The following is an 18228-nucleotide window of genomic DNA, read 5'->3' as shown; positions in this document are numbered from 1 at the left end:
ACATAAATGGTAGATAGCGAAAATACATACAGTGAACGCGTTTCTCGTCTTGTGAGTTGGGGGCACTGGTTTGCCTTCTTTAACATTATTGCCGCCATGCTTATCGGCACGCGATACATTACCCAGTCGCCTTGGCCTGATACCTTACTTGGTCAGGTCTATCTGGCAGTATCCTGGCTTGGACACTTTGCGTTTCTGATTTTTGCTATCTACATATTAGTGCTCTTCCCCCTCACATTTCTGGTGCCCTCGCGTAAATTATTCCGTTTCTTATCAGCCTGTTTCGCGACGGCTGGTTTAACTGTTCTTCTGCTTGATACGCAGGTTTATCAGAACCTTCACCTTCACTTAAATCCCGTAGTCATAGATTTATTGATGAGTGAAGAAGGGAATTTCACACCAGAATGGCAACAGTTCTTTATTTTTGTACCAATCATCTTTTTGATGCAGTTGGCGCTTGCTGAGTGGGTTTGGCGTAAAAAACGCAAACTGGCTCATAAACACATTGGTAAACCTTTAGCCGCCGTTTTCTTTGTCTGCTTTATTGCCAGCCACCTGATTTACATTTGGGCAGATGCGTATTTCTATAACCCGATTACCAGCCAGAGAGCCAACTTCCCACTGTCTTACCCGATGACAGCAAAAAGCTTTATGGAAAAACACGGTTTGTTAGACAAGGAAGACTATCTCGACAGACTGGAAAGTTACTCTGGTGACGTAAAATTGGTGCAATACCCAATTGAACCACTGACTTACGAAAGCAGAGGCAACAAACTAAATGTTCTGATGGTGATGGTAGATAACCTTCGTGCAGACGCTGTTTCAGCTGAAGCCATGCCAACATTACATGCTTTTGCAGACCAGAATCTCAACTACACCAATCACTACAGCGCCAGCAATGATATGTATGGCGTGTTTGGTCTGTTTTACGGGTTACCAAGCAGTTATGCAGAAAGCATAAAAGCGCAGGGCGACGCGCCTCTTTTTATCCAGCATCTACAAAAGAAAGATTACAACTTCGGTCTGTTCAGCGGTGACAACTTTGCTGACAAGCTGTACCGCGATGTCGTGTTTACAGATTTACTGGCTCAGGATCTTCAACCTCTTGAAAAAACCAACGACTCGCAAGCCATTGAGAACTGGAAAGCATGGCTGCAAGCCAAACCAGATGAACCTTGGTTCAGCTATCTGGAGCTCAACAGCCTGGCTGACTTCGAAGCGACACACGCCACTATTCCGGGCAGCCAGTTGGAAGCTCAACTGAAAGACGGCTACATGAAGTCGACCCTTCAAGCCGACGAGTCACTCAAGAGCATACTGGAAGAACTTGATAGCCTGAACCTGACTGAAAAAACCGTGGTAATCGTCACCTCAAATCACGGAACAGAGTTTAATGAAACCAAGAGCAGCTCTTGGGGTTCAAGTACCAACTACAGCCGCTTCCAGCTTCAGGTGCCAATGATTATTCAATGGCCGGGTAAAGAAGCAGCCAAAATCGAAACGAAAACCAGTCATCTGGATTTATCCCCGACCTTGATGCGCCAGATTTTGGGCGTCAGCTCTAACCCTACTGACTACAGCAGTGGAAGAAGCTTATTTGATACCGATGAAAGACTGTGGATCATCGCGGGTAACCGCCGAGAAGTCGCCATGATTACCGACGACGAAACGACGGTAGTGGATAAGTTTGGTAACTACAAAGTCTACGACGCAGATTACAACCGCAAACGCGAAGACAACCCTAAGCTTTCTATCCTGATGCAAGGATTAACGGAGCAGAAAAGGTTCTACACTGAGCAGTAAGTCGAATAAATATCAATCACTTGCTCATGTTAATGATTGAAAACCATTGACTCACCCTCTTGAAAGGGATTACATTGGTTTTATCGGACTGTAGCGCAGCTTGGTAGCGCACTGTCATGGGGTGTCAGGGGTCGCTGGTTCAAATCCAGTCAGTCCGACCATGTTATAAAAAACCGCTGTTTTTACAGCGGTTTTTTGCGTTTGGGCTAAGACAACTGTTTTAGTACCTCATTAACTTTATCCACTGCCTCCATTTGCGGCATATGCCCAACGTCTGGCAGAAGTTCAATTCTAATGTGAGTACCTAGGCTCAAACCCTCAACTTCTGGTGTAAGAGGCACTATCTGATCTTGTTGCCCCCATATCACGGTGACTGGCTGTACTAGATTTTGAAGTTGCTCGACTAAGTTAATCGTCTGCTGACCATTGTCCGATATGGCTTTGCGGAGAGTATGCAGAGCTTCTTCAACACCGTCCAATCGCTTGTACTTCAATAAATCGTCGACCATAGAGCGATTTACCAGGCTTTGGTCTGCAAACAACATCGAAACGGTTGTTTTCATGGCTTTGCGAGAATCTGCCTCAGAAAACTTAACTAGATAATCTTCATTGATTTTCGAGGTTAACCCAGCAGGAGACAGTAAGGTCAGCGATGCTGCCAAACTGGGGTTCTCAATGGCAAACTTCGCCGCCAGTAACCCACCCATGGAATGCCCAACGAGATGACACTGACTGATTTTTTGTGCGCTGACGAATTCGGAAATAGTTTGACTCAGACACTCGATCGGGTCGCCATCGAGCGTTTTTGTCGATTGTCCGTGCCCCGGCAAATCCAACGCATACACCGGATTGGCAGACACCTCAAGGTTGAACAACCAGTTGTCGAGATCGCCGCCAAACCCATGAATAAACAGCAAAGGCGTGCCTTCACCGCCTCGATGCACATAGCGAATAGTGCCCGTGCTCAGTTCGATGTATTGGGAACGAAGTGCCTCTTCGACTTCTTCCTCCTCGTCGCCCACAGTGGATTCAAACTGCTCAATATAGGCATCGATCTCTTCCTCCGATACTGAATCGTCAGCTAGCACGCCCAGTAAAGCTTTCACATCGTAAAGTTCGCCTTCTTCCGCCACTTTGCGCCTGAGCAAACCCGCATCGGGCGCTTCCACCATGCTGGCGATTTTGTCGGTCTCGACATCCATGATCGCCTGACCGACTTCAATGTTGTCCCCTACTTCCACCAGCCACTCGTTGAGGGTGCCTTCGGTCATGGAAAGTCCCCATTTGGGCATAACAATGGGGATAATCACTGTGTTCTCTGAACTCATAGCCCCTCCTTCATCACGTGTTCAATGCTTCTCAAAATCGCGTCCGCATTGGGGACATACGCGTCTTCCAGGCTTGGAGAAAAAGGCACCGGCGTATGAGGTGCAGTGACCATTTGTGCCGGTGCTTTCAGATACGAAAACCCTTGCTCAAAGACTTTGGCGCAGACATCGGCGGCTATAGAGCACCTTTCGTTGGCTTCATCTACGCACACAATGCGACCCGTGACTTCGACGCTTTCCAGCACCGTATCCATATCGATGGGAGAAAGCGTTCTCAAGTCGATGACCTCGCACGAAATGCCCTTTTTCGCTGCAAGGTTCGCCGCTTCCATCGCTCGATGGACCGTTAGCCCGTAAGAAACCAGCGTGACGTCGTTCCCTTCTCGTAGCACATTGGCTTCACCAAAAGCTATGGTGTAAGCCTCTTGAGGTACGTCATCCTCCAACTGGTAAAGGTTCTTGTGTTCAAGAAAAATAACCGGGTCGTTGTCGCGGATGGATTGTGCCAGCAGCCCTTTGGCATCGTAGGCATTAGACGGGCACACTACCTTCACCCCCGGTAAGTTAGTCAACATTGGTGTCAGCATCTGGCTGTGCTGCGCCGCTGCGCGAAAGCCCGCACCACACATAGCGCGGATCACCACGGGTGTCTCTGCCCGACCACCAAACATATAGCGAAACTTCGCCGCCTGATTGAGGATCTGGTCGTAACACACACCGATAAAGTCGATAAACATCAGCTCGGCTATTGGTCTTAACCCGCAAGTTGCCGCACCTATCGCCGCACCTACGTAAGCGGATTCCGATAACGGGGTATCAATCATCTGTTTTGGGTGTTTCGCATAAAGCCCTTTGGTGACACCGAGTACGCCGCCCCATGCATCCTCCTCGCCCTCGGCGCCTGTACCGCCGACGATGTCTTCCCCCATCATCACCACATTTTCATCACGCGTCATTTCAAGATCGACCGCTTCGTTGATCGCATCTTTAAAAGTTAATTGTCTGCTCATCCTTCACTCCTTGAATTCGATTAGTAGCTCACGTAAACATCGCGGTGCAGCGCATCTGGCGACGGTTCAGGTGCATCTTTCGCTTGCTGAACCGCATCTTCAATCAACGCTAACACTTCGCTATCAATGGCAGAAAAATCGCTTTCTTCTACTAAGCCAGCTTTGAGTACCTGCGCTTTGAATTTCTTAATGCAGTCATGATTTTCTCGCAAATCCTCGACCTCTCCTTTAGGGCGATAGGTTTGCGCGTCCCCTTCAAAGTGACCATAGAAGCGTACGGTTTTGCACTCCATCAGTGACGGGCCATCGCCGTTTCTGGCTTTCTGAATGATTTCGCCTGCCGCTTCATATACCGCGAAGAAGTCGGTGCCATCTACGCTAATACCCGGCAAACCAAACCCTGTTGCCCGGTCGATGTAAGACTTAGACGCCACCGCCCAGTCCACCGCAGTCGACTCGGCATAACCGTTATTTTCAATGATGAAAATGACCGGCAACTCCCAAATCGCAGCCAGGTTTAAGCTTTCTAAAAACATGCCTTGGTTTGATGCACCATCACCGGTAAAGCTAATGCCCACACCGTCGTGACCCAAATGTTTCGCCGCAAAGCCAGCACCGCACACCAAAGGCGACCCTGCGCCCAAAATCCCGTTGGCGCCCATCATGCCCTTCGATAGGTCTGCTATGTGCATGGAACCACCCTTGCCTTTGCATGCGCCCGTTTCTTTTCCGTAGATCTCCGCCATCATGGCGTGTACATCCACCCCTTTGGCGATACAGTGCCCGTGCCCACGGTGGGTAGACGCAATTCGGTCTTTATCATGAAGATGCATCATGATCCCCACCGCGACCGACTCCTCCCCCGCGTACAAGTGCACAAACCCTGGGATGTCACCCCGCGAAAAGTCCACGTGCAGACGTTCTTCAAACTCTCGAATGGTTTTCATCATCCGATAAGCATCGAGCAATTTCTCTTTGCTCAGTGATTCGCTGATACTAGGCATCACATTCTCCTTGTTGTTTACGCAAAAGCATCCTTGCAGCGCATGCGTTCATGCAGGCTTCTACATTGATGGTAAAAAAAGCATTAGGAATCAGTTCGAGGGTCACATCGTCTTGCGCTTCGACGATATGTTCTCGCTCGCCATCCAGAGCAATGGCGGCGCTGCCATAGTTAATGGCAACGGGCTGATTCGGGTTCAGAGTTGAAAGGGTTTGAATCGCAACGGGCAAAAACGCACCGGGGACTAAAGGCACGTTCAAGAAGGAAGCACCCGCGTCGTTTGATAATTCGGCAAACCGCCCACACGGCTCAGTGCGCTCAACGGGCGCACTCAAACCAATGATCGAAGAAAGCCCAACCTGCAAGGCAGACGCAAAGGTCACGTATACCGCGCGTAGAGTATCCGGTTGCCACACGGCTTTGCTGCCGACAAACCTATCGGACGTTATCGCCGCATCCACTAACGCAATGTCTTCTATTGATGCAGTTTTGCCTTCGACGCCGGATTGAGATTTCTCTTGAATACGAAGCCGCAAAAGCTTATTGGGTGAAAGCGCAGTCTCTTTCGGGATTTGACCACTGGCGTACAGTGCCGTCGCCAAGCCAATCAAACTCGGCTCAATGGTTTTGGGAAAGGCGTTATTGGTTCCTGTGGAATAGCCAGTAATGGGGATGTTTCTGGCGTGTTTGACCACCAGCCGATGCGTTCCATCTCCACCTAGCACCACTACTGCGCTAACCTTACGTTCTTCGCACTCACGTGCCGCGTTAATGGTGTCTTGCTCGGTTCCAGTTATCGGGATAGACAGTAGTTTGAGTTCCGGAAAGCCTTGTTGCTCATCCACTTTTTTAGGCGCAGCATGTTTGGAACTGGCTTGTTTATAAAAAGCCACCTGCCCGCGATTCACCTCTCGCTGCACCATGTCCGACAGCCCGGTTTTATCGGGCATCATCCACACCTGATGCACGCCGCCAGCTTTCAAACCGGACAATATTTTCAATACGATACTCACGCGATCATTCAGCGTCAGGCTTCCGGAAGCCGCGACCACACGTCTTATGTCTCTCGCCGATACGGGATTGGCAATCATGCCGACAACACCTTGATTCACAACATCTCTCCTTGATGACTTTCATCAATAGAGCAAGCGAGATGCCGACTTTGAAACAAACTTATCCACATGATTTTTAGGAATAATTTTAAAGCCCGAGAAAAAAGTTTGTAGCACCGCCACGTGGTGCTGCAACAGGTGTTGCATGAGGGCGTTTCAAGGTTGAGAAACTGGAAAAACTGCCGATTTCGACGCTGTTCAAAGGTGCAATCGAATCCCTTCAGTGCTAGATCTTAATTCACTAAACCGAAAGGAATCGGTCATGAGAAGTTCAGAAACCAAAGCGATCAGAAACAGCACTTTTATCCGCTCTCACATTCAGGAGGTGGAAAGTGCCATCAGCGGAAACGAGGTGGAACGCGACCACATGATCCTGAATTCATGGAAGCGCTGCGTCGAAACCCACCGTCTGGAGCCTTCAAGCTTAAAAGAAGCCTACATCCTGCCCGGCTATGAGCTGAAACTTCATCAGGAACGAACCGATCGATTAATTCACACCGCGCGTCATGCCCTAGAAATGCTGTATAAGCAGATATCGGGGCAAAACTACGTGCTGCTCCTGACCGATCACGAAGGCGTCACCGTCGATTACATTGGCAACACTTCTCAACAGAGTGAGCTGAAATCTGCCGGGTTGTATTTGGGGTCATCTTGGTCAGAAGAACGGGCTGGCACCTGTGGCGTTGGGTCTTGCATTTACACCGGTCAGTCGATTACGGTTCACCAGACCGACCATTTCGATGCCACGCACGGGCAGCTTACTTGCAGTGCCTCTCCCATTTACGGTGTGGATGGTCACCTCGCTGCGGTGTTGGACATTTCAGCCCTACACTCGCCCGAGCCAAAAAGCAGCCAGTGGCTTTCATTGCAGTTGATTCGCAACGTCACCAAACGTATCGAGATGACCACCTTGCTCACCAGTTTTCGCCACCAGTGGGTACTGAAGCTGAGTAAAACCCCCGAGTTTTTAGAACTCGACCCCGATTGCGCCCTCGCGGTGAATGACGACGGCCAAATCGTAGGGTTAACCCATTCGGCTTACGGCATATTGATGAAAGGGTATTCCGCCACAGCCAATCCGTTAAACGCCCATCAACTCGGCGGTGTGCCATTAGATAGCTTGCTGGACTTGGACATCAACGACCTGCCGAAATACTCAAGGCGCTACTGCCCCAATCCGGTTGCCGTCACCACCCAATCGGGCGACTTGCTCTATATTCAGGCAATTGAACCCGTTCCGGTCACACCCAAATCCGTTCCTACAGAGCGCCCAATCGCCAAGCCGCTTGAAAGGCTGTTCTTTCGCGACCCGATCATGAAATCGATGGCGGAAAAGGCTTCAACCCTCGCCAATTCCTCTATCTCGATATTGATATCGGGCGAAACGGGTGCAGGCAAAGAGTACCTCGCCAAAGCGATTCACGATGCTTCAAGAGGCAAGCGTCCTTTTGTGGCGATCAACTGCGCCGCAATTCCAGAAAGCCTGATTGAAAGCGAGCTGTTCGGCTACACCGCGGGCTCATTTACGGGCGCAGACAGAAAGGGCAAAAAAGGGTTAATCGAACGCGCCAATGGAGGCACGCTGTTTCTGGATGAAATTGGCGACATGCCCCTCGCCTTGCAAGCCCGATTACTGCGCGTAATTGCCGAGAAAGAAGTGACTCCTGTGGGCGGGCATACCCCCGTACCTGTGACCTTTCGGGTACTGGCGGCATCGCACCAAAACCTTGAAGACTTAGTGAAACAAGGGCGGTTCCGAGAGGATTTGTACTACCGTATTTCCGGTGCCAAATTAGAGATGCCGCCCCTGCGGGTAAGAAAGGACATAAAATGGCTGTCGAGCAAGCTGCTGTTGGAATACGCCGACCAGCCCGTGCCCATTAGCCAGGGCACAACTCAACTGCTGAACAAGCACCACTGGCCCGGAAACATACGCGAGCTGAGTAATGTATTGCAGTTTGCGCTGGCATTCAGCCAAGGGGAGAAGATTCAACCCGAACACCTGCCCGACTCGTTCTCGAAATACCAACAGGACGCGCCCACCCTGCCCGTGGATACCCAGCTTGAAACCCTGCTGAATAACCTGAACTGGAACATTACCGCAGCGGCGAACTACTTGGGGGTTAACCGCAGCACGGTACACAGACGAATGAAACGCTGTGGATTGATCCCACCGAACCGGCGATAAAACCCACAAACTGATCACCACACAACCAGCCAAACTTCTTTTTTGATGGTTTTGACGTTTTTTCAATCAAACAAACCACTTAGGGGTTTACAAGGTTTCCAACCCTAGCTAATATGCGCCTCAACAACGGAGAGATGGCTGAGTGGTTGAAAGCACCGGTCTTGAAAACCGGCATACGTTAATAGCGTATCTAGGGTTCAAATCCCTATCTCTCCGCCACATTCTAAAAAGCCGCTGATTTTTTCAGCGGCTTTTTTCGTTTTTTTCTAGTCATTGTCGACGGCTACATAGGAAAAACTTGCACCTTGTTCCAAACTACCTTCCCTACACCAAGCATACATTTTGTGACATCGAGTCGAATTATGCTCGCTCACCAAATCTGTGATAATTAAAATTGTTTGTATCTAGTTTCTGGCGATTGACTGCATTTTATAGCGATAACTTCTTTTTTATAAAATGTTAACGAAAGAAAAAACAATACGCCGTACAATCATATGAATATTAGGTAATTTTCAGCTAGACCGTCTTAAACGTTTAACTTACAACCCTTCTCTACTCATGCATTTTTTGACAAAACACCCAATGAAACCCTCTCAATTTTCCTGCTTCTTCACTTTTTAAGCACAACTAATGTCAAAATCATCATTAAATTACTACACGTCTGGCCTGTTCGTATTCAAGCTCATTCAATTTTAAAAAATCCCCGACTTTTAAAGTAGATAGCACCCGAAGTACCGGACGTGTTCGCAGTTCCAAAAATAAAAAACCCCGTTTTTTACCCAATATTTCCTGTTCGATTTTTATATTAAGGTGAAAAAGTACCTACTGCTTAGCAATCAATCAGTTATTGCTGTGTTTGCTGGTTTTCAATAGGTACGTAGCAGTGGTGTTCATCCCTGAATATTCTCATTTTTAATACGCTCACGAGTAATTTTTGCTGAGAAATAGAATGGAAAAAATGAGGCCTATTTTAGCGGTCACTGATGCCCACTTTGCATAACAAAACTTACTTATTTGTTCCTCAGGAGACAAAATGCAAAAGAAATTTTTGACTGTACTCATCTCTTCGTTGTTGGGAGCGCAAATCGTTAGCCTGCCCGATGTCTATGCCATGCCGTTACCTGTAACGGCTTCAGATACCACCGAAGCGATCACCAGTTTTACTCGGTCACCGCGAGAGTTTTTAAATCAACACACGGTTGATGTGATTGAGCTAGTGAAAAACGGCGGCTTGCCGACACAAGGCAACGTCAGGCTGGAACCTGCCCCAGGAGGATTCAAACTTAGATATTCAGAATCCACTGCCGCAGACACAACCAACGCTTATTTCCTTGGGTTTAATGGTCGTTCTAATCCGGTTCCAGCGTATGTAGACATTCCTAAGAATGCCGCCGAGGGAACCCTCATGCTCACTGGATCTTTAACCGGATGTTCCGTGGTCGTGACCGAGCTAAATGACACCCACTACCGTGTTTTTCATGACGGCCGTGTGGGAAGCTCTGTTCTCTACGACAACGTCGTGATGTCGGTCGATTATGCCGATTACGAAGGCAAAAAATCCACCGAACAAATCGCCGGAGCTTACTTGATTGTCAAAGATGGTGAATGGCAGTTAATGCTTCAGAAACAAAAACAGATCCTTGACGATAAAGGCAACTTCACGTGGGTTAAACGATCAGGAAAAGAAGGGGAAGCGGTGATTCAGCGACCTCAAGTCCCCGATGATCAAGCCCGCATTCACGCCTTTAACCAAGAACGCATTAACGCGCAGAACCACCTCATTCAAGATGCGAAAAGACTTGGCATAAAAGTGACGAGAGTCCCGCAGGATGGCGCTTACACAAAAGACAGCACGGTCAAAGTGGATGAAAACCCTGCGCTCACGGAGTGGGAAGCGTTCAGAAATCAATTGAGAGAAGAAGTGAAAAAAGAACTCGCGCCTGCCATTCAACAAAAAGACGCATTGTTCGCACAACTTCGAGGCGCTACAGGGGCGCAAAAGCAAGAGATTGAGAAAAAGCTTGAATTGATAAACACCACCAAAGCCTATTACGAAGAAGAGTTTCTGGGCAGTATCGAAAAAAGTATCGATACAGACCGCCTATGGATATGGCTTGAGAAAAAGAAACTGGAAGGCATAGATGCAATCGTTGGCATCGACGTCAATTTGAAAACCAATCCTAATCAGCGCCTCATCGAAAAATTCAATACACAAAAACGGGTCTTTGAAAATCTTAAGGGCCAACGAGGTGAACGTTACCAGTTTGGTGTGGCCAATCATACTACAGTTGATTTTCCGATTCCCATCGGAGACATGACGTCTTTGAACTTGATAAGTTTATTGCTGGACGACACTCTGTCTCTAAACTTTTATCAAAAAGGGGCGCTGGTCAAACACATAGAAAGCAAATTCCGCGACGAGACAAAAAGTATCGCATTGAATCAAACGGCGAAGGTGAGTGAGTACATGACCGCAAGCGGCGCCAACGTTACTCAGCTTCTCCCACAAGATTTTGTATTATCTTGTGGTCCGGGTCGCTGCTTACCGCTCTCTCGTATCATGTCTACCGCCATTGCTCAAAATGGAGAGATGGGAGCGCGGGACTTTTCTTCGTCTCTATACGATTCCGCCGCCAGCGCAGGCTCTTCCTCGGCTAACACTGTCTACCAAACGATTGGGGCTCTACATGCCAACACCGACGCGAGATACGCCGAGAGCGACATTGGTCGGCTGAACATCCGAGCGATTACGGACAACTTGGCGGCGACACCTCTGACTGACGGTGGAAGTAAATTCATGCTCATGAACACCGCCAGACACAGTATGCTTGTCGGCAAACAGATGTCGGAAGGACGTGAGCGTTACTTCTTCTACGACCCGAACTTCGCGGTATTCAATTTCGATTCCCCCAAAGCCATGCGCACCGCGTTGAGAGCGCACTTACTTAATCACAAGTTTGCGCGTTATTACCAAGCTATGGGTACCGAGAAAAACCCGGAATTCGAGATGCGGGTTATCGATACGGATCAGATGGCTAGAGTTCGGCTTGCGACCGGCTTTGATGTCCAAGATTTAGCTCTCCCTTCTGAACGTGCCGCAAACATAAGCGCATCAAACAACGCTGCTCGGTTGGCATATACCAGTGACGCGGTATCTGCCGATCTTAAATTACAATCGGCACTGAGCGTATTGGAAGGCGCGAACTTAGCACAAGGGTTCTTAGAAGCAGCCGATGACTTATATCGAACCAACAATCTGTCTCACGACTGGGTTCCCGTTTTCGAAAACATGAAACGCACGCAAGACGGCAACTATGCAATACCCCTGGTTCATGCCGAAGACAACCTGACAAGAGAGCTGTTCACATCCGATGACCGAATCTGGAAGTTTAAACAGCACTTTGAAGAGTCACTGGGACGCCTAAAACAAAACTACCGTTACAGCGAAGGTGAGCTGATTCGCCGCGCGAACATCAGTGACGTGGAGCACGTTGATGGGTTGAATGCAGCGTTTGCCGTGCAAACCATACTGACGTGGTTCAACAACCACAGTCGTACCTCTGCCGCAGGTGATTCACTGCCAAATGGGCTAAGCAAAGCACTTAAGGTTCATACATACATCAACCTGACGCAAATTGCGCATGGTACCGTCATGGATGCCGCAAAGCTTGTCAGCCTGTATCGTACTGCTCTGCAAGAAGGGCAAAGTGTCACCAAATCAACGCTTTCGGCAGTGAGCCATGTGGCAAATACCGCAGTCGGTATTGGCTTAGGGCTGGCCTCTGTGGTTCTGGATTCGTACGAACTGGCACACGCTCAGAATGAAGTTCAAAAAACCGTGTTTGGTACCCAGCTAGCGTTTGACTCAGCGTCGTTAGCTACTAGTGCCGTCGGTATAGGAGCAGGCATCGCTGGCGCCAGCACTGCCTCTGCGGTCATTGGGGGTGCGGGTGTCATCTTAGGCGGATTGGGTATTGGTTTCACTGCATTGGCGCAAGGTTTTGGTGAAGTGGCACAAAAAGCCCAAGGTGTAGGTCAATACTTTGCCTTGGTGGACTCCGCCTATCGTGAAGGCGGTTATGCCCACGTGAACAAAACGTTAGGTGATGGTGCATCGTATCAGCTCCTTCAGCCTAAAGATGGCGCAGTGATCGCTCAGCTCGATTTAGAGTCGAAGCAGATTACCTTCGACAGTCAGTACATTTACAGAACCCATCATGGCAGCACAGGCTCTGGGGCAATCAACTACTTCTTCTGGATTGGGGATCAACCCAGAATCGTCAGGAAGGAAGATCAAGCAATCAACGTTCGTGAGGGCATAGGATACGGGAACCACGCAACCCTCACCTCAACCGAAGGTGCACTCGTATTGCCCGCAACACCTAAATCTTACATTGGGTATTCAACATACACGGCATTGCCAGGTGCAACCACCCGACACGATGCAGGGTTCGATGTGATTCGCCGTTTAGAGGTTGATGGTCGGTTTGACTTCGATTTCTATGCGTTCCCGTCTGAGTTTATCCTTACCCGAATTACCCAGAAATACGTGAACACAGACATCGCTATCAACTTAGGCGCACAAAACCGTCAAATTCTAATGCGCAAACTGGGTAAAGAGCTAAAAGGCAAGCTGAACTATGTTCTGAAAGGCAAAGGCGGCGAATACCGAGTCAACCTTCAGCCAGGAGCAACATTGTCGCTTGAAGTCGAGCCTCAGGCACAAGCCGGAACACGCTGGATCCTAGACGCTCGCCAGTTGCCAGCAAGTGACATTCAAGTCGCCAGTGATCACTTAACGGTTGGCGGTATCCGAATCAACCTTCGCAGTGCAGACCTTGGGCAAATTTTGGTGATCGGTAATCGTGAGGAAGTATTCACGATAGACAGAGCCAATACGATCGCGAAGCTTTCTTCAGAAAATGCCTCTCAATGGGCCAATGCGGATCAATTGCATCAGCATATTCAATCTGAAGTCGACAAACATCACCTTGAAAGTGACTTTGTCGCCGTAGAAAACTTTACGCCACAAGGTCAGCAACAAGCAGTAGGCCAAGCGTTCTATCAGGTTGATCAAAAGCGCTTTGTTTACACCCCCGCCCCAGCTCACGCGGACTTTCTCGCTCAGGCACAGCTGGTCGCAATAAACGGTGATCTCGCCTGGTTTAATCAGGGCAGTGAAGTCTGGTTGGTAGACGTGAATCAATCCACCATTCTCGCTCAATACCGTGCCTTCGGCTGGGATCACGCTCAGGGTGCAACCACCAGCCGCGTTTGGCAGGAAAACCAGCGATTGTACTGGGCGGTGGAACAATCAACCCAGTCAGGTCAAAAAGCCACATGGACGTATATGCTGGATGAAAGCACTTTGCAGTTGGTGGATATTAACGGTGATACTGAGACCATAACAACACTGACGTCCGGCGGTTTGGGGAACGATATCCCTACGGGTCAGCTCTTTAAAACCCAAAACACCGGTGTTGGTGGACAAGTGGACTTAGGAGCGAATCAATGGATTGATGCAACCTTGGGAGAGGTGATTTCCATTTCGGCGACGCATCAGGATAAGAACCATCGATTCTGGGTATTGGAGGAACAAGCAGGTAAACGCGGCGTGGTGAAAGCCAATGTGACCAATCACCCCAAAGACCTGATACTTGCACTGGTAGAAAACCAGGGTAAAGCGAGTGAAAGTTACTACTTTTACTCTCATGATCAAAAAACCGTGTATCACCAGACAGGCAGAAACGAGGCGGCTACGGTGCTGAGTTTGCCAAGCTCCGTAGGTGGCGTTGAAAAAGTCGCCAACGACAAAGCCCACTTATTCGCGTTCGCGAAAGACAACACTCTCTGGCTCGCCGATAAGAAACCGCTACTCGCTGGTGTTACGGAAAAATGGGTTAAGGCAAACCGGACTCAACTCTTAGCTCGCCTGCATGATATTAGCGATACTCACGATGCAAAACTGAGTCAATTGGTGATATTGGGTGCCAAAGAAAGAGACTTTAACAACACACTTCAAGCCACCAGTATCTGGTACGACACGCAATCCGCTCGTCTCGTACAGGCGGGTAGAAACTTGGCTGGAAAGTCTTTAACTTTGCTTGGTCTGACCGCGGACCAAAAACACGCGTGGATCTTCAATCAAGATGACGCCAGTTTATATCGTCAGGCTGTGCTTGAGCACGATGGCATGCTAAACGAAGAATTGGTTGTTCAGGTTCAAGCACCAGATGCCGACCTATTCCCAACAATGGAAGGAAATATCCTTAAAGTTCGTCAGCAAGGAGAATCCATAGAGATCACCACCAAAGATGGCGTCATCGTTGAACTGAGCGCTAACGCAACTCGTGGAGACAAACCGATACTTCGTGGTGTAACAGAGCAATGGCAACAAGCACATCAGAATATTCCTGCGGGTATTGAGGCGATGAGTGGCATCTACGAGCAGCCACAACCCGTCCGATTGCTCGGCTTGGAAGCGTCTTGGTATCTGCCTAGCGAGGGACAATTGATCACAGCCCCTAACTTGGACACATCGCACGTCTTGAACTACCTAGGTCAAGGGAAAAGAGGAAACGATTACATTTACGACAGTGATACTCAAAGCCTCTACAGCTCTTCACCAAACGCGATCATCGATTCACTCAAGTCACTGGGACAGTACGCCACTGCCGTGACCGAATCCGGCCACAGTTTGGTGCTTCAGGGAGCAAAAGGATCAACCAGTGGTGAGTTACCGCAAATCACGGGTATCCATAATGTGGTTTGGAGCGGCAGCGCCGAAAATTACCATTACCGGATTGATCAAGATGCGCTCGGTCATTATGAGGAAGTCGTGATTGTTCCTAGAGGAAACAATGGAAAACTCGACTTGCCATTCGCTAACGCAACCAGTGTGATTCTTCAACGCAGAGGCGATGCTTTGGCTCTGTACGATCCTGAATCTAACACTGGCATTCTGATCCAAAATGCGGATCAAGCCGCGCAAAGAAACATGAGCATTGGAGGAAAGCGCCTTGAAGGTATCTTAAATCAAGTCGACCAACTCTCAGGGCAGACCGGTTACGTTGTCAGTTATAGTGACGTCGTCACCTCAAACACCCCATAACCACTCAAAAGCCCGCCAAATCGGCGGGCTTAACACTCATCAATTCAAACTCACCTCATTAGCATCAGCGAGCTTTGACCGCATCTTGTTCCTCTTCTATAGCAAATTCAATGGCATCAGCCAGCTTTTCTTTTTCAGTATGCGAGCACGCGTTTGGTAACTTATTTTTGCCCCATTTCGTGTTGGTGACGCTCAATCTCACAAATCACAGTGACGTGATTTGACCTACTTTCACTCACCTTTGTACTGTAGTGTTTAACATGATCATTCAATCACATGAGGTAGTTGTCTATGTTCAACATAAATAGAAGTCCTGAAATAAAGGAAGCAAGAGAAAAGTATGATCGCGCTTGTCAGCATCACAAGGAAATGGCAAGGCTTCATCGAGCTGGTGCGATAAGCTCTGAAGATTTAAAAGAGGCGATAGACGATATGCGACAGGCAGAAAATGAGCTGGATGCAGCTAAAAGAGCATAATCACTCCATTTACTCATCAGTACATCTTAGATATAAAGCCTCCCAAGCGGGCTAGCCTCTGTAGCTAGCTCAAATCTGCCCCATTATGTTTTTAGATTATTATCCATAGATAGCGTGTGGCAATATATTAGCTAACATTAATCTCACTTGGTGAATATCTACGAACTTCGAGCCTTGACGGTTAAAATGAACAATCAAAAGTATGCCTGGCAGTTTCAGTGATACCAAGGAAGCATTGAACTAGACCAAAAAAAGCCGCTAGGACGCCCCAAACGGCTTTTGGAGTTTTATTGGAAAGAATGCTCAAGCATCAGAATTAAACTTGGCAAATTTGCTTCACTAACACGAAAACGTCCTGTTCGTGACAATTCAGTATCGATACCATTCACCACCATGTGAACGGTATCAATTACAGCAGAAGTCTTTTTGAAATTATCTACATAATAAGGCGATATATCCCTTGTGCTTGCTACTTTTGTTTTAGCCAAAGTAAAAGCATCACAATGTATGTTAGATAGAGACATCGACTTTAAAAGTAAATCGAACTTACTACCAAAAATTTCAATTAGGTTTTTTAATTCAATATCGACAGGCTTTAGACCACTATCTTCCCCAAATACTGTGTGTATCATTTCAAAAGGAAGCTTCATACTTCTAGGAGGATTAATTGCGTACAAAGCCAGTTTTGTTTTAAAGCGGATACCAAACTTCACTTTGGTGTAAGAAACAGTTTCAATCTCTGACATCTCTCCATCAGGAAGTTCAAACTCCTGTTTTCGAATAGTTCTTTGAATGAATTGGACCAAAAGGTCTTTGTCATCATCAATGATATCAAAGCCAAATCCCTTTTCATCGGAATACTGTTTCTGTAATAACCTTTCACGAATAATAGATTCACTTATTTCGTTTTCGGCTTTGTAAAGTTTGACTTTGATCATTAACTCGCCTCCCGCGCTTCAGGTTTTGAATCATCATCTACTTGTGGGTATCTCTTTCCGTGTTCTTCAATTATGTGGTCATTAATCTGGAAAATTTTATCTTCCAGCTTTTTGACAACTTTATCGAACTCAGCATTACTGAGTTTGTCTTTTGAAGCAGCATCGCCAGAGATTTCTTTAAACAGTATTTTGAACTTAACATCCTTACCAAAGTACTTTTCTTCGAAGCCAAGTTCAAAAGTAATCACGTAATTGCGTAAGAATGTTGCAATGGATTTCCATCGAATCTGGCTACGGTAGAATCCATCTTTACAGAGTTCTTTAATCTGAGGCGCATTAACCAGTGACATACCATCATATGAAGCGTTATTGATGTTAAAGGTCAAGTTTTCGTTATCATCTTCCTTAGCATCTTTGTCAAGATCGTCATCACCATCAATGCTATCTGTATCACCATCTAACAACGCCTCCTCATTATCGCCCTCTTCATCAACTTCAACCTTGTCTTCTGGTTTTTCTTCCAGTAAAGGCGACTTGATACGACTAACACGCACTTTTTCCAAACCCGCATACTCGAAACCTGTTCCTTTATAAAGACCATCAAAGTCATAAAGGTGGATAGCAAAGATATTGCGAAAATCAGCATCAGTAATAGCAGATAGATCGATTTCATTAACTGTAATATTGGAATTCACTGTAGCCTTGTAGGTATCAATGATTTCTTCCAGTATTTCAGCAATACGAGGAGTATAAGTGTATCTAATTGACACATAACCTTGGTGAACAATGAACCAAATATCGCCACTGTATAATTTCTTCTGTTGGAATTTACCCCGTCTGAAATCAAACTCTGTATAGTCGATACTAACACTGTAAGTGCCTATTCCAGCGGAAGATTCAATGCTTTCGTTCCCAAGCAACTTAGGTCTTCCATCCTTAACCTTCTTAATAACATCATGCAGCTCATCGATCTCAAAGCCATCATAAATGCGCTTTACAGAAAACGATTCTTGGCTCGTTTTCGATGCCAGTTTATCTTGAATTTCCCTTACATGAGCATAGGAGAAAGGCAAATCAGAAATGCGGTCAATTAGCTCTTCACGTTTTAACTTTTTAGGAAAAATTATACCGCGATTCAATGCTAGTTTTCGCAGTGAACTTCCTGCCATTTTTGACTGGTTAGCGTGTAATGCAGTATATATATCGCTTTCATTTGAGAATAATGTTGCTTGATACTTGTTCATACTAACGACTACCT

General features: G+C 47.4%; 10 protein-coding genes and 2 tRNA genes. 6 read left to right on the top strand and 6 right to left on the bottom strand.

What is annotated here, in order from left to right:
* Positions 1-6: 6 nt before the first annotated feature.
* Positions 7-1803, top strand: coding sequence for a DUF3413 domain-containing protein (locus tag INR79_RS05685; RefSeq protein ID WP_223096357.1), 1797 nt, complete (start codon positions 7-9; stop codon positions 1801-1803).
* Positions 1804-1887: 84 nt separating this feature from the next.
* Positions 1888-1964: transfer RNA gene (locus tag INR79_RS05680), tRNA-Pro, on the top strand.
* Positions 1965-2009: 45 nt separating this feature from the next.
* Here INR79_RS05680 and INR79_RS05675 read toward each other — a convergent pair.
* Genes INR79_RS05675 through INR79_RS05660 form a run of 4 tightly spaced genes read right to left on the bottom strand, consistent with a single transcriptional unit; the run spans position 2010 to position 6256 of the window.
* The gene (locus tag INR79_RS05675) at positions 2010-3131 is read right to left on the bottom strand and encodes an acetoin dehydrogenase dihydrolipoyllysine-residue acetyltransferase subunit (RefSeq protein ID WP_223096356.1); all 1122 of its coding nucleotides are present in this window, start codon (positions 3129-3131) and stop codon (positions 2010-2012) included.
* Entirely contained in the window at positions 3128-4141 is a 1014-nt protein-coding gene (locus tag INR79_RS05670; protein ID WP_223096355.1) for an alpha-ketoacid dehydrogenase subunit beta, read from the bottom strand. The genes INR79_RS05675 and INR79_RS05670 overlap by 4 nt, the downstream gene beginning before the upstream one ends.
* A gap of 20 nt (positions 4142-4161) precedes the next feature.
* A complete protein-coding gene (locus INR79_RS05665; protein WP_223096353.1) occupies positions 4162-5145 on the bottom strand; it encodes a thiamine pyrophosphate-dependent dehydrogenase E1 component subunit alpha in 984 nt (327 codons plus the stop codon).
* Complete coding sequence (locus tag INR79_RS05660) at positions 5138-6256, bottom strand: NAD(+)/NADH kinase (RefSeq protein WP_223096351.1); 1119 nt, start codon at positions 6254-6256, stop codon at positions 5138-5140. Before INR79_RS05660 ends, INR79_RS05665 begins: the two co-directional genes overlap by 8 nt.
* Positions 6257-6518: 262 nt before the next feature.
* Between INR79_RS05660 and INR79_RS05655 the strand changes: the two genes are divergently transcribed.
* The 4 genes from INR79_RS05655 (at position 6519) to INR79_RS05640 (ending at position 16032) form a co-directional block, all read left to right on the top strand.
* Entirely contained in the window at positions 6519-8444 is a 1926-nt protein-coding gene (locus tag INR79_RS05655; RefSeq protein ID WP_223096349.1) for a sigma-54-dependent Fis family transcriptional regulator, read from the top strand.
* Positions 8445-8572: 128 nt separating this feature from the next.
* A tRNA-Ser gene (locus tag INR79_RS05650) sits at positions 8573-8663 on the top strand.
* An 814-nt stretch (positions 8664-9477) separates the two neighbouring features.
* Positions 9478-15555: a TcdA/TcdB pore-forming domain-containing protein gene (locus INR79_RS05645; protein WP_223096348.1), complete on the top strand. Its 6078-nt coding sequence runs from the start codon at positions 9478-9480 to the stop codon at positions 15553-15555.
* A gap of 291 nt (positions 15556-15846) precedes the next feature.
* Complete coding sequence (locus tag INR79_RS05640; RefSeq protein ID WP_029817367.1) at positions 15847-16032, top strand: hypothetical protein; 186 nt, start codon at positions 15847-15849, stop codon at positions 16030-16032.
* Between the two features lie 287 nt (positions 16033-16319).
* Here INR79_RS05640 and INR79_RS05635 read toward each other — a convergent pair whose 3' ends face one another.
* Together INR79_RS05635 and INR79_RS05630 are read right to left on the bottom strand one after the other, a co-directional pair.
* The gene (locus INR79_RS05635; RefSeq protein ID WP_223096346.1) at positions 16320-16970 is read right to left on the bottom strand and encodes a hypothetical protein; all 651 of its coding nucleotides are present in this window, start codon (positions 16968-16970) and stop codon (positions 16320-16322) included.
* Positions 16970-18214 (bottom strand): hypothetical protein, encoded by a 1245-nt coding sequence (locus INR79_RS05630; RefSeq protein ID WP_223096344.1) that lies wholly within the window; start codon positions 18212-18214, stop codon positions 16970-16972. The genes INR79_RS05635 and INR79_RS05630 overlap by 1 nt, the downstream gene beginning before the upstream one ends.
* Between the last annotated feature and the right edge of the window lie 14 nt (positions 18215-18228).

It is taken from the genome of Vibrio sp. SCSIO 43132 (assembly GCF_019904195.1).
Lineage (GTDB): Bacteria > Pseudomonadota > Gammaproteobacteria > Enterobacterales > Vibrionaceae > Vibrio > Vibrio nigripulchritudo.
This window is presented reverse-complemented; position numbering and strand designations above follow the sequence as displayed.